Origin of the sequence: Streptomyces sp. 351MFTsu5.1, from assembly GCF_000383655.1 — a bacterium.
GTDB classification, from domain to species: Bacteria; Actinomycetota; Actinomycetes; order Streptomycetales; family Streptomycetaceae; genus Streptomyces; species Streptomyces griseorubiginosus.
Map to the genome: position 1 here is coordinate 345,288 of NZ_KB911780.1, position 12,893 is coordinate 358,180.

The window sequence follows — 12,893 nt, forward strand, 5'->3', positions numbered from 1 at the left end:
GTCCGGTCAGGCCTCAGAGGCGATCCGAACGCATCCGCTCGCGCAGATGGACCGGCGAGGTGCCGTGCCAGCGGTGCACCGCGCGGCGCAGTGCGCGTTCGTCGGAGAACCCGGCCCGGCGGGCGATGTCACGCAAGGTCAGTTCGGGGCGCAGCAGCAGCTGTTCGACGCGTTCCCGGCGCACTCCCTCGACAACTGCCTCGTACGTCGTGCCGCAGTCGGCCAGCCGGCGACGCAGCGTCCGTTCGCTCGTCGCGTGCCGTCGTGCCTGCTCGGCGAACGAGGGGATCACCGGGAGGCTCTGGGCGACGGAGACCTCCAGAACCTCCAGCAGGTCCTGGAGGCCGCGGCGCGCGGCCATCTGGGCGTCGAGCATCTCCAGGGTCGACGCGTAGGCCACCGGATCCCGGCCGGGCATCGGGGCCCTGGCCCACGCGGGGTCGATGACCATGCGGTTGGCCGGGGCGCCGAAACGGACCGGGCAGCCGAACAGGGCACCGTGCAGGTCGCTCCGCTCCGGCGGAGGGAAGGCGAACTCCACCACCCTCGGCGCGAAGGCCGGGCCGACGGACAGCCGGGACAGCGTGACCACGGAGGCGAGCCCCTCCTCGATCAGGAAGACGGCGACAGCAGGGTCGATGGCCGGATCGGGGAGGTCGGCGCGCAGCACGAAGGCGTCGTCCTCCTTGCTCGTACCGGCAGACCACACCACCATCGCCCCGGACAGGTTCTGGTACTTCACCCCTGTCCCGATGGCGTGCCGCAGGGTGTCGTCGGCCATCAGGGCGAAGCCGAGCAGGCCCCACGCGGTCAGATGCTGTGCCGCGCCGACCTTCAGCCCCAGGTGCTCGTCCTGGGTGAGCTCCAGCGCGCGACGGATCACCGCGCTGCCCTGCCGGTAGGACACCCTCAGCGCGGCGGAGCGCATGACGGTCTCGTCCAGCCCGACCTGCTTGAGCAGGGGCCGCAGGTCGATGCCGCGCGCGTCGGCGACGGCGACGAGATGGCGCAGGATGTTCGGTTGGATCGTCGCCGATGTGCTGCGGCTGGTCCCCGGCGGGCTCGCCGGGTCGGGGGCAAGGGACATCGCACTCACCTTCTCCTCGGCCACCACTGTAGGCAGCCGGGCAGGACCGGTCGCGGACCTGGCCTCCCGAGTCCCCTGTACGGCCCCTGGCGTCCTGCGCTCGCCCTTCCACACCTGGCTACGGTTTCCGGAATCCCCATCGCATTTGACCCGCCGACCCTCTCCACATACACAGGATCGAAGGCGCGAAGGCACATGTCCCTTGATGCATCATGCGAGACGCCGTTCGGGCGCCCAGTCTCCAAGGTCGGCGCCCGACGGGCCGCGACTGTCGTGTTCGCCGCGCAGGGCGCCTGTGTCGCCGCCGTGTACACGACCGTCCCCGCCGTGACGGAACACCTGCAACTGGCTCCGCTCCTGACGACCGCCCTGTTGGTCGCGGTGGCCCTGACGGCAGGGGTCGGCAGCTTCCTGGGCCTGGCCGCGATTCGCCGCGCCGGTCCCGTCGCCACCATGCGCGGCGCCATGCTGACGGCCGTCGCCGCGCTGATGCTGATCGGCTGGGCCCCTGGTCAGCTCGCCGTCACCTGCGCCTACCTCCTCTTCGGGCTCGCTGTCGGAGCCCTCGATGTCAGCGTCAACACCCGGGCCGCCGAGATCGAACGCGCCTACGGGCGCAGCATCTTCGGCTCGTTCTACACGGCATGGAGCGTGGGCGGCGTGGCCGCGGCGCTGCTCACCGCAGGGGTGGCCCGGCTGGGATGGTCCGTGGCCGCCGGCCTGACCCTGCAGGCAGGCGTCGTCCTGCTGCTCGCCGTCTGTCTGCGGACCTACGCCCTCCCAACCACCCAAGGGCCCTCGGACGCCGTCCCGCAGGCGCCGCTCGGGCGCCGCGTGTGGGTCCGGCTCATTCCGTTCGGATGCGTTCTCCTGGTCGTCTACGTGGTCGAATCCACCGTCTCGGCGTGGTCGGCGGTCTACCTTCGGCAGACCCTCGCCGCGACCCTGACGGTGGCGCCGCTGGCCTACGCGGCCTACCAGGCCGGTACGGTCATCGGCCGTGCGGGCGTCGATCGGCTCGTACGGCGGCGCGGGGCGGTCGCCGTCGTGCGCACCGCGGCATTGCTCACCGCAGGTGCCCTGGCAGGCCTGGCCGCCGCGCCGAGCTGGCCGTTCGCCGTTCTCGCGGCCGGGGCGGCGGGCCTGGGGGCGTCCGTGCTGGCTCCGCTGTGCCTGGCCTCCGCCGCACGGCTGCGTCCCGCGGCATCGGAGGCGGTCCTGGCACGTCTGAACCTCTTCAACTACGTCGGTGTCCTCACCGGTGGTGCCGTCAGTGGACTCCTCGGCTCCACCGGCCACTTCCGTCTCGCCTTCGCCGCACCGGCCGCCCTCGTGGTCCTCCTGCCGGCCGCCGCCCGCCATTTCACCCAGCCTTCCGGCTCGGCCCGCACGGAGAGCCTCGCTCAGGCGGCCCCAGCAGGGTGAGCTATGACACCCTCCGTGGCGGTATCAGTAGGATTGCTCCATGCCGATCAAGCGGCTCGTGGTCTTCCGGTTTCACCGCGACCCTCTGGTCTGCCGGGCCCGTGTCGAACTGATCCGGCGGCTCAATCCCGGCGTGCCCGTGCACGGTCTCTTCGGCGGTCCCGGTGGTGCGCGCGGCGCGGCCTTCCGGCTGGCCGGCCGGCGGGTGCTGGGGCTGGACGCCCTGTACGTCTCGCGTCACAGCGGTCCCTGGAACTGGAAGAACGGTGACCTGGTGCTGCTGGACTGGTACCGCGAGACAGGCCACCGCCTGCCCTTCGACGTCCTCCATTTCATCGAGTGGGACCTGCTGCTCACGGAGCCTTTGGAACGGGCCTACGCCGGGGTGCCGGCCGGCGCCGTCGGCCTGACCGCTCCGACGCCCCTGAGTGTGATCGGCGACGACTGGCGCTGGACCGCCGGGCAGCATGAGGCCCGGGAGTGGGGCGAACTCCTGGCCTTCGCCCGGACCCGCTACGGCTACGGCTGCGATGACGGCCACGATCCGGTCCCGCACGGCTGCCTGGGCGATGGCCCCTGTTTCCCGAGGGCGTTCCTCGACGACTACGCGGCCGCCGACCCGCCCGCCCTCGGCAACGACGAGCTCCGCTACCCGCTGTTCGCCCAGCTCCTGGGCTACCCGGTGGCCGACACCGGGTTCCGGCGCGCCTGGCACAGTCCGGCCGACGACCCGTACTTCAACGCCCTGGGGGACAGGAACATCGAGGTGGCGACGATCGCGGCCGAACTGGCGAAGCCGGACGGCCGCCGCGCCTTCCACCCGGTCCGAGCTCCCCTGCACGGGCTGCGTCCCGTGCCTGCTCATCGGCCGGCGGGCGGCGACTGAGGCGGCGCCCGCCGGCCGGCCGCTGTCAGGGGCACGCGCTCAGCAGGCCAGGCAGTAGGGGCGTTGTTACGATGACCAGAGAGTAAAGAGTTGGCAATGGTCTCTGTTCTGTGGACGGGGACCGAGGCGGGCGATGGGGATGACGATCGCGGAGTCCAGGCGGGCGGAGCGTGTGGTCGCCGTGGTGGCCCATCCTGACGACGCCGAGCTCCTCGCCTACGGCACCCTGCGGCGCTACCGCGAACTCGGTGCCACGGTGACCGTGCTCTGCCTGACCCACGGGGTCAACGGTGTCTCCCTCATCGACGCGGCGCGTGGTGCCCGCCTCACCGAGAGGGAACGGATCAACGAGGCACAGGCCGCGTGGGACGGCGCGGGCGTGGAGGTGACCTGCCTCGGCCTGCCCGACGGGGCCCTGCACCCCGACCGCGAGCTGATCTCCCTGGTCGAAAGCGACCTCATCGCCCGGGAATGCACCACGCTGATCACACACAGCCCACACGCCGCCAACGACCACCAGGACCATCTCGCCCTGGGTGCGGCCGCCACCAACGCCGCCGCCCGTGTCCCCACCTGCCACACCGTGCTCTACGGCGAACCCCACGCGCCGTACAGCGGCTTCTCGCCCACTGTCCTGGTCGACATCACCGACTTCCTCGAGGACAAGATCAAGGCCCTGGCCCGGCACACGTCCCAGCTCGGACGCTGGTACCTGCGCGAGGACTACACCCGCCACCGCGCCGCGGACGCCGCCTGGCGCCTGCACCCCGCCTACGCCGCACAGGGCGCCGCCTTCGAAGCCTTCGAGAGCCCGCTGCTCACCCTGTTCCCGCCGACCTGAGCATCCGTCGTGGCGGGTACGGCCCTCTCTCTTCGGCCGCGAAAGGACAGGACCGCCGGCGCTGTCCTGACGCTGGGCCCGTCAACTTTTCCTGGACGGACCGGGCTCGCCTGGATCGTGCCGTTGCCGACGTGGTCGGCGGCGTGAGGGAGAAACGGCCGTACTGAGAAGCCCCGGATCGCTGGTCTGGAATCGCGATCAGAGGGTCAGTACGACCCGCTCGTGCACCTGACCGCCTTCGAGCAGACGGTGTGCCTCGTCGGCGTCCTGCATGCGCATGGTCCTGTACTCCCGCAGCCTGAGCCGCCCCTGCGCCAACATGGACATGGTGTCCTTCAGCGCGTGAGGAGCCCGCTCGGGACTGGGGTGTGACAGTGCGACACCGAAGTCCGCCGCAGCGGGGTCGGACAAGGTGATCACCCGGTCGGCGGCTCCGGTCAGCGCGATCGCGTCCGCCAGCACTCCCTTGCCGGTGGCGTCGAACGCGAAGCCGACAGCCCCGACACCCCTGACTGCGTCCACCAGATCCGCGCCGTAGCGCACGGGCGTGGCACCCAGGGACGTGACCAGTGCGTCGTCCCGCTCGCCCACGGCACTCACCACTTCGATGCCCTGAGCGACAGCCAACTGGGTCGCGATCAAGCCGACAGCCCCGCCACCACCGAGCACCAGCAGGGTGTCGCCCGTCTTCACCGCCAGCTGTCGCAGAACCCCCGCCGCCGCCTCCGCCGAGGCAGGCAGAGAGGCTGCGGCCGCCCACGGGACGGAAGGCGGCTTTGCGACCCACATCGAGGCAACCGCATATTCGGCGTATCCACCAAGGTCGAAAAGCAGTGCCGATACTTCTTCGCCGATCTGCGCCCCGTTCACTCCGGGCCCGAGAGCGTCGACAGTGCCGGCCACCTCGAAACCGAGTACGGCGTTCTGCCGTAGCGAAAAGGCCTTGAGCCGGCCCGACCGCAGGGCGAGGTCGGTCGGGCCGACGCCTGCGGCTTTCACCTTCACCCTGATCTGCCCCTCGCCCGGCTGGGGAAGCGGGACATCAGTCCATCGCAGGACGTCAGGACCGCCGAAGTCGGTCAGCGTGATCGCTTTTGGCATGTTTCCTCCGTCGGGAAGTCCATATTTGCGTGTAACGCCGTTGAAAGAACGCGCGCTGGCACCTACACGGGGTGCCCGGCGGGCAGAAGGCCGAGCTCCAGGAGGCTTTCGGCGGTGGCCACGACGGCTTCGTCGCTGCTGCGGGGGTTCCAGCCGAGGACGGTACGGGCTTTTTCGTTGCTGACGTGGCGGACTTTGCCGAGGTTGGACAGCACACCCTGCAGTGCCGGGTTGGCCTCGGCGGCCCTGCGCACCGTCTCGTCCGGAAGCTCGGTGGCCGGGACGGCACTGGCCGCGTCGCCGAGGCGGTCGCGGAGGGCGAGTGCGATCTGGTGCAGGGAGACGGCGTCGCCGGCGGCGGCGATGAAGCGTTCGCCGGCTGCCCTGGGGTCTGTCATGGCCTTGAGGTGCAGGTCGGCGGCGTCCCGGACATCGATGACGGCGAAGTACAGGCGCGGTGTGCCCGGCAGGGCGCCGCTGAACAGGCCGGTGATCATGCTGATCGAGGAGGAGTGGTCGCTGCCGACGACGGGGCCGAAGATGCCGACCGGGGCGATGGTGGTGAGCTGGAGGCCGTTGCCCTCGCGCTCGACGAAGTCCCAGGCGGCCCGTTCGGCCAGCGCCTTGGATTTGATGTAGGCAGGGAGGTCGCTGTCGGGGTCGGTCCAGTCGTTCTCCGTGAAGGGCCGGTCGGTGGCGGGCCTGCCGTAGCCGACGGCGGCGAACGAGGAGGTGGCCACCACGCGTTCGACGCCTGCGTCGCGGGCGGCACGCAGTACGCGCAGCGTGCCTTCCCGGGCCGGGACGATCAGGTCGTCCTCGTGGTCGGGCTCGCCGCCAGGGAAGGGGGAGGCGACGTGCAGGACGTAGCGGCAGTCGGCCACCGCCTGGGCCCACCCTTCCTCCGCGGTGAGGTCCGCCTCCACGAAAGTGAGCCGGTCGCCCGCGTGCACGCCCATGGACTCCACGTCCCTGCGAACCTGCGCCTCGCGGCTGAGGGTCCGCACCGTGGTGCGGACCTGGTAGCCCTTGCCGAGCGCCTGGGCGATCACACGGCCGCCCAGGAATCCGGAGCCTCCGGTGACCAGGACGGTATCGGTCGAAGTGCTGCTCATGGCCAAGTTCCTTCGTCGTCTCGTCCTCCTGGCGGCCGGTCGAGGGGACACCGGCCGGATGAGGAACGGGTCATCTGCGGCTAGCTGGTCAGCGCGGGCAGCAGCAGGGCGTCCATGACCGCGATGAGCTGGTCGGCGTCCGCCTCGGTGCCGGTGAAGAGCTTCTCCACGAAGACGCTGCCCATCAGGAACATCTCGGAGTGCGCCAGGGCCGGATTGTCGGGACGGATCGTGCCGCGCTCGACGTGCCGCGCCAGGATCGTGCGCAGCGCGTCGAGGTAGGGGGCGAACAGGACATCCCTCAGGGCCTGGGCGAGGGTGGGGTCGGACACGACCGCCTGCCAGATTCCCAGGGTCGGGGCACCCTGGGGGTGCGGCTCGGGCATCATGCGGGCCAGCGCCACCAGGTCGTCGCGGAGGCTGCCGGCGTCGATGTGCGGCAGGGGCGGATACTTGCGCGCCATCATCGCCGTGATCACGAGCCTGGGCTTGTTCTCCCATTGCCGGTACAGCGTGGCCGTGCTCGCTCTCGTCCGTCTGGCCACCTCGTCCACGGTCGCCTGCTCGTAGCCGACCTCCGCGACCAGGTCGAAGGTGACGTCGAGGATCTCCCGCTCGCGCTCCTCCGTCAGCCGCTTGCGCCGGTTGGATGCCGGTGCCTGCTTGCTCATCAGTGATTCCCGTCGTCCAAGTTGCCGGTCCATGGCCGTCCGTCCGGACAGCAGGGATCGAAAACGTGTTTTCGACAGTACGTTTTCGATAAGCGTTTATCAAGCCTGCCGCGAAGGGGCGTCGGTGCGGCGCCTCGTCGTCAGCCGGGGAGTCGCCTCCGCAGTGCTCCTGGCCCCGGAGGGCCTCGGCGGCGTGTCGCCGTGTCAACTCGCCCGGGCGCGCAGGTAATTGAGTGGTTGTACGAAACCGGGTACCGGGTGGGCGTGATTTGCATGTACATGACTATTTAAAGCCTTCGGTCGCCGCGACCATAAGCGCTCAACGGGGCCACACAAGTGGGCGCGGTCGACAGAGGCTTCCTCTCCAGCTCTGGGCTGAACCGAGCCCGACGGAGAGGGGCACAGTTGAGCCAGGTATCAGGACCGTCGGCGAGACGGCGGGCGAGGGTGGCCGCTGCCACCGGCATCGCGTTGCTGGGCAGCCTGTTGTCGGTCACCGCGCAAGCCGCACCGAACCCCGCCGACGCCACCGGCCGCCGGCAGCAGTTACCACACGCCGACTACGACAGTCGCGACGCTCTGGGCAGCGGAGGCGGCCTGCCCGCTGCCTTCGGCCGGTCCCCGAACTCCGGGCCGCCGCCGGTCGTCGTCCAGAAGCTGCGTGACCGGCTCGGCGTACAGGGCATCGTCGACATCGACAACGCCACCGGCACCCCGCGCCGGGTCGCCAGGACCGACGGGTTCCTGACCGCCGCCGGCAGGCAGAAGCTGGCCGACATCGCGCTGGGCTACGTCCGTGCGCACACCGACGTCTTCGGCCTGGACGCGAAGGCCGTCGCCGGTCTCACGCTGCGTCGGGACTACGTAGACATCGAGGGCACCCACCACCTCAGCTTCGTGCAGGCCGTCGGTGGCGTCCCCGTCTTCGGCAACGGCCTCAAGGCCCACGTGGCCAAGGACGGCCGACTGATCCAGGTGGACGGCGCACCCGTCAAACACCTTCCGGAAGCCGTGGGCAGCGCGAAACTCACCGCCGTCGCCGCGCGCGCCATCGCCGTCAAGGACGTCGGCGGCACCTCGGCGAGGGTCACCAAGGCCGCGTTCGGGCCGCAGAAGACAACCGGGTTCAGCGACGGCGGCAGCGTCCAGCAGGTGTGGTTCCAGACCGCGGACGGGCCGCGGCTCGCCTGGCAGACGCTCCTGCTCGACGACGGTTTCGTGCACGTCATCGACGCGGCCGACGGGCGGGTCCTCTACCGGCACAACATCGTGGAGGCCGACACCGGCCGGGCGTTCGCCAACTACCCGGGCGCGGCCGTCGGCGGCACGCAGCGGCGCGCAGATCTGGGCGCCTGGCTGCCGGACGGCTCGCCGCGTCTGGACGGCTCCAACGCGCACGTCTACTCCGACGTCGACGACAACGGTGTCGCCGACCCGGAGGAGGAGGTGTCCCCGGCCGCGAAGGGCAGCTTCGACTACCCGTTCACCGACTTCACCGACACCGTCGGCGGAACCTGTTCGGCAGCCCTGAAATGCTCGTGGGACCCGCAGACCGCCCACTCGTGGCGAGTCAACCGGGCGCAGAACGCCGTGCAGATGTTCACCTTCCTGGGCACCTTCCACGACCACCTGCTGGCCCGGCCGATCGGCTTCACCCGTGCCGCCGGCAACTTCGAGGCGGCCGACGGGGACGCCGTGCGGGGCGAGTCGGACGACGGCGCGGACACGGCCGGCGGCCTGCCCGACGGCAATCACGTCAACAACGCGAACATGAGCACGCCTCCGGACGGCACCCCGCCGCGCATGCAGATGTACCTCTTCAAGCCGTCCTCGGTGGTCCCCGCGGCCAACTCCGGCGACGAGTCGGACGTGGTCTACCACGAGTACACGCACGGCCTGTCGAACCGGCTCGTGGTCGACACGGGCGGCCACTCCACGCTGGACGGCGCGCAGGCCGGCGCCATGGGCGAGGGGTGGAGCGACTGGTACGCCGAGGACTTCCTGGTCGACAAGGGCCTGGAGAAGGACACGGCGGCCATCGGTGACGTGCGCGTCGGCAAGTACGTGACCAGCGGCGGCACGATCCGCACGGAGCCGCTCGACTGCACCGTCGGTGCACCGGCCGAGGTCTGCCCCGGCAGCCCGGCGGTCGGCTCCGGCGGCTTCACCTACGGCGACTACGGCCGCATCAGCGGCTACCCCGAGCCGCACGACGACGGCGAGATCTGGGCACAGACCCTGTGGGACCTGCGCAGGGCCGTCGGCAGCACGCAGGCCGAGTCGCTGATCACCCGGGCCATGGAACTGTCCCCGGCCAACCCGTCCTTCCTGGACGAACGCAACTCGATCCTCCAGGCCGACCTCGTGGTCAACGGCGGGAAGCTGCAGAAGACGATCTGGCGGGTCTTCGCCCACCGAGGCATGGGCTACTTCGCCGCGGCGACCGACAGCGACGACACCGAGCCGGTCGAGGACTTCTCGATGCCGCCGGCGGCGAACACGCCGCGTGGCACGCTCACCGGCACGGTCACGGACCGGAACACCGGCGCGCCGACCGGTGGCGTCACGATCGCCTTCGGCGGTCACGCCTCCGGCTTCGCGGGCGGCCTGGTCGCCACCACGGCAGCGAACGGCACCTACACGATCTCCGGGATCCTGCCCGGCACGTACGCGAAGGTGATGGCCCGCGGAGGCGGATACGACCCCGAGCAGACCACGCTGTCCATACCGTCGCACACGCTGCGCCAGGACTGGACGGTGCACCGGAACTGGGCGGCGGCGGCCGGCGGCGGCTCGGTGGTCGGCTTCACCGGACCCGACTTCAGCCCGCGCTGCGGCCCGAACAAGCTGATCGACCAGTCACGGGACTCGGGCTGGGTCACGACGGTCGCTCCCGAAGGGCGGACCGTCGTGCTGAAGCTGGCGGCGAAGGTCGACATCGCACAACTGGTGATCGACCCGACGCCGAGCTGCTTCCCGATTCCCGGCGTCGGGATCGGCCACTACCAGGTGGAGACCTCCCCGGACGGCACGACGTGGACCACTGCCGCGACGGGCGCCTTCCCTCCGGGCACGACGACGCCCACGCAGGTGGTGCCGGCCGAGGGCACGGGCGACGGTGTCGGGTACATCCGGTACACGATGCTCACCACGCAGGACCAGGACGCCGGGCCCTGTCCCCCCGGCTCGCTGGACCTCGGCTGCTACTTGATCAGCAGCTCCGAACTGGCGGTCTACGGCGGAGCCGTATGACAAGGGCTGCAAGAGCTGCAAGGGCTGCTGCGGCGGCGCAACACGCCGACCCCACCCCCCATGCACTGCCCGACACCCCGAACCCGGGCTTGTAGTCCGTCGATGAACGCGCGCCGCGGATCGCTCACCAACCTCACATCAGGTGCGGAAAAGAGGACCGCCGCTTGCGTGACTGCCATGCTCACAACCGCCGAAGGAGGTGGCCGGGACCGCGATCGCAAAGACCGGTCCCGGGTCCGCGAGACGACCAGTGACGTGAGGAGCAGTCCCATGCCCGCGCACGCCGTGCCGCACAGCTCCGACGCACCGGGCACAGCGCCGGACGACCCGAGCAGCCTCTCCGCCCACCTTGCCCACTGGGCCCGCCACACCCCTGGCCGTCCCGCGTTCACCTTCGCCGCGTACCCGGTGCCCGGCCTCCGGGCCAGGCACCGCACGCTCACCTGGCACCGCGCCGACGTACGCACGCGCGCGGTCGCCCCCCTGCTGACGGAGACCGTGGCTCCCGGCGAACGCGTCGCCCTGCTCTGCGGCCAAGGCCTCGAATACGTCGTCGGCTTTCTGGCCGCGCTCACCTCCGGGGCTGTCGCCGTCCCCCTGTTCACCCCCGACCTGCCGGGGCACGCCGACCGCCTGGCCGGGATCCTCGCCGACTCCCGGCCCGCCGCGGTGCTCACCACCAGCGCCGGTGCCGACACCGTGAGCGCCTTCCTCGCCGCACACGGTCTGCGACCCAAGCTGATCGTCACCGACCTCGTCCCCGACGACCGGGCGGACGGCCCACGGGTCCCCGGTCCGGACGGGCAGGCCACCGCCTACCTGCAGTACAGCTCCGGCTCCACCCGAAACCCGACCGCCGTGGAGATCTCGCACGCGAACGTCGTCGCCAACGCCCGCCAGGCGCTCACCGCGTACGGCGCCGACGAGCAGCCACCCACCATGGTCGGCTGGCTGCCGCTCTATCACGACATGGGGCTGGTGCTCAGCGTCGCCGCCCCCGTCGTGCGCGGACTGCGGTCCGTCGTCATGGACCCGCTGGCCTTTCTGCGGCGGCCCGCACGCTGGCTGCGCCTGCTGTCCGAGTTCCCGCACGCTCTCAGCGCCGCACCGAACTTCGCCTACGACTACTGCGCGACCGTCGTCTCCGACGAGGACAAGGCCGGCCTCCGTCTGGACCGGGTCGCCGTGCTCGTCAACGGCAGCGAACCCGTGCGGCCCGAAACCGCCGACCGCTTCCACGCGGCCTTCGCCGGCCAAGGGCTGTCGGCACAGGTGCACTGTCCGTCCTACGGGCTGGCCGAGGCCACCGTCTTCGTCAGTGCCCACCGGCCCGGACAGCCGTTGCGCCGGTACTCCCTGGACCGCGACGCCCTGGCGGCCGGCAGAGCCGTACCCGTCCCCCCGGGTGATCCGGCCGCGGTCCTGCTCGCCTCCTGCGGCGAACCCGTCGGGCAGACGATTCGTGTCGTCGACCCCGTCACCACCGCCGTCCTGCAGCCGGGGGAGGTGGGCGAGATCTGGGTCCAGGGACCCAACATCGGGCGCGGCTACCGGGATCGCGGCCCGCGGACCCGTGAGACCTTCCAGGCCCGCTTGGCGCACGAACCCGGCCACTGGCTGCGGACAGGTGATCTCGGCACGGTGCTCGACGGACAGCTCCTGGTCACCGGCCGTCTCAAGGACCTGATCATCGTGGACGGGCGCAACCACTATCCGCAGGACGTCGAGGGCACCGCGCAAGCGGCCCACCGGGCGATACGCCCCGACCGTCTCGCGGCCTTCGCCGTCCCGGCCGGACAACTCCCCGCCGGCCGGGATCCCGCCGTCGACGCCAAGGCCCGTGCCGGGATCGCCGCGGAGTCCGCGGTGATCGTCGCCGAACACGTCCGTGGCCTGCCTGCCCCGGCCCGCGATCCCCAGGAGGTCGCTGCCGCCGTGCGCGCGGCCGTCTCCGCCCGGCACGGCCTGCGGCTGGCAGAGGTGCTGCTCGTCCCGCCCGGCAGCGTGCCGCGCACGTCCAGCGGCAAGATTTCCCGCACCCTGACCCGCGCCCGCTATCTCGACGGTGCCTACGAGCATCCCGGACGGGGCACGTCATGAGCGCGAGCGCGTACGGACCGAGCGATCTGCGCCGGTCGGCCGTCGAACGGACCGCTCACCGGGCGGGGCTGCCCGAGGAGGACGTCACCGGGGACCGGCCGTCGGCGGAGCCCGGTGCCGCCCTCGCACGACGCGGTCGCCGTCCCCGGAGCACAGGGGCCCGACTGCTCGCCTGCGAACCGGCGTTCGCTGCGGCCGTGGAGAAGCTCGCTCCGGTGCACGCGGCCGAGCGCGGCATCGACGGCCGGGTGACCCTCCGGTGCCCGGACCTGCACGTCGTGCGCATCGCGGGGCACCACCTGTCGCCGCTCGACCCGCCGCATGCACAGACCGTCGCCGCTCACTGGAACCGCGCCCTCGGCCAGGAACCGGTCGGTGCCGCAGCATCCGTCCTCGTCTCCTCTTGACCCCCGCA

General features: G+C 71.2%; 10 protein-coding genes. 6 read left to right on the forward strand and 4 right to left on the reverse strand.

Going from position 1 to position 12,893, the window contains the following annotated elements; all coding sequences use genetic code 11:
- Nucleotides 1–13: 13 nt before the first annotated feature.
- Nucleotides 14–1,087 (reverse strand): AraC family transcriptional regulator, encoded by a 1,074-nt coding sequence (locus H295_RS0116000; RefSeq protein ID WP_020136341.1) that lies wholly within the window; start codon nucleotides 1,085–1,087, stop codon nucleotides 14–16.
- 327 nt (nucleotides 1,088–1,414) lie between these two features.
- On the opposite strand from H295_RS0116000, the gene H295_RS0116005 reads away from it, so the two are divergent.
- The 3 genes from H295_RS0116005 to H295_RS0116015 all read left to right on the forward strand — a co-directional run bounded on the left by H295_RS0116005 (nucleotide 1,415) and on the right by H295_RS0116015 (nucleotide 4,239).
- The gene (locus H295_RS0116005) at nucleotides 1,415–2,512 is read left to right on the forward strand and encodes an MFS transporter (RefSeq protein ID WP_234021615.1); all 1,098 of its coding nucleotides are present in this window, start codon (nucleotides 1,415–1,417) and stop codon (nucleotides 2,510–2,512) included.
- 40 nt (nucleotides 2,513–2,552) lie between these two features.
- Nucleotides 2,553–3,398: a hypothetical protein gene (locus tag H295_RS0116010; RefSeq protein ID WP_020136343.1), complete on the forward strand. Its 846-nt coding sequence runs from the start codon at nucleotides 2,553–2,555 to the stop codon at nucleotides 3,396–3,398.
- 133 nt (nucleotides 3,399–3,531) lie between these two features.
- Complete coding sequence (locus H295_RS0116015) at nucleotides 3,532–4,239, forward strand: PIG-L deacetylase family protein (RefSeq protein WP_020136344.1); 708 nt, start codon at nucleotides 3,532–3,534, stop codon at nucleotides 4,237–4,239.
- A 198-nt stretch (nucleotides 4,240–4,437) separates the two neighbouring features.
- Here the strand turns inward: H295_RS0116015 and H295_RS0116020 are convergent, their stop codons facing one another.
- The 3 genes from H295_RS0116020 to H295_RS0116030 form a co-directional block, all read right to left on the reverse strand.
- Nucleotides 4,438–5,340, reverse strand: a complete 903-nt coding sequence (locus H295_RS0116020) for an alcohol dehydrogenase catalytic domain-containing protein (protein ID WP_020136345.1) — start codon at nucleotides 5,338–5,340, stop codon at nucleotides 4,438–4,440.
- Between the two features lie 62 nt (nucleotides 5,341–5,402).
- Nucleotides 5,403–6,455 carry an SDR family oxidoreductase gene (locus H295_RS0116025; protein ID WP_020136346.1) on the reverse strand — a complete coding sequence of 351 codons (1,053 nt, stop codon included), beginning with the start codon at nucleotides 6,453–6,455 and terminating at the stop codon, nucleotides 5,403–5,405.
- 80 nt (nucleotides 6,456–6,535) lie between these two features.
- Nucleotides 6,536–7,126: a TetR/AcrR family transcriptional regulator gene (locus tag H295_RS0116030; RefSeq protein WP_020136347.1), complete on the reverse strand. Its 591-nt coding sequence runs from the start codon at nucleotides 7,124–7,126 to the stop codon at nucleotides 6,536–6,538.
- A gap of 447 nt (nucleotides 7,127–7,573) precedes the next feature.
- Between H295_RS0116030 and H295_RS0116035 the strand changes: the two genes are divergently transcribed.
- The 3 genes from H295_RS0116035 (at nucleotide 7,574) to H295_RS0116045 (ending at nucleotide 12,885) form a co-directional block, all read left to right on the forward strand.
- Nucleotides 7,574–10,378: a M36 family metallopeptidase gene (locus H295_RS0116035; protein WP_020136348.1), complete on the forward strand. Its 2,805-nt coding sequence runs from the start codon at nucleotides 7,574–7,576 to the stop codon at nucleotides 10,376–10,378.
- Between the two features lie 270 nt (nucleotides 10,379–10,648).
- Complete coding sequence (locus tag H295_RS0116040; protein ID WP_020136349.1) at nucleotides 10,649–12,478, forward strand: fatty acyl-AMP ligase; 1,830 nt, start codon at nucleotides 10,649–10,651, stop codon at nucleotides 12,476–12,478.
- A complete protein-coding gene (locus H295_RS0116045; protein ID WP_020136350.1) occupies nucleotides 12,475–12,885 on the forward strand; it encodes a hypothetical protein in 411 nt (136 codons plus the stop codon). Before H295_RS0116040 ends, H295_RS0116045 begins: the two co-directional genes overlap by 4 nt.
- Nucleotides 12,886–12,893 lie beyond the last annotated feature (8 nt).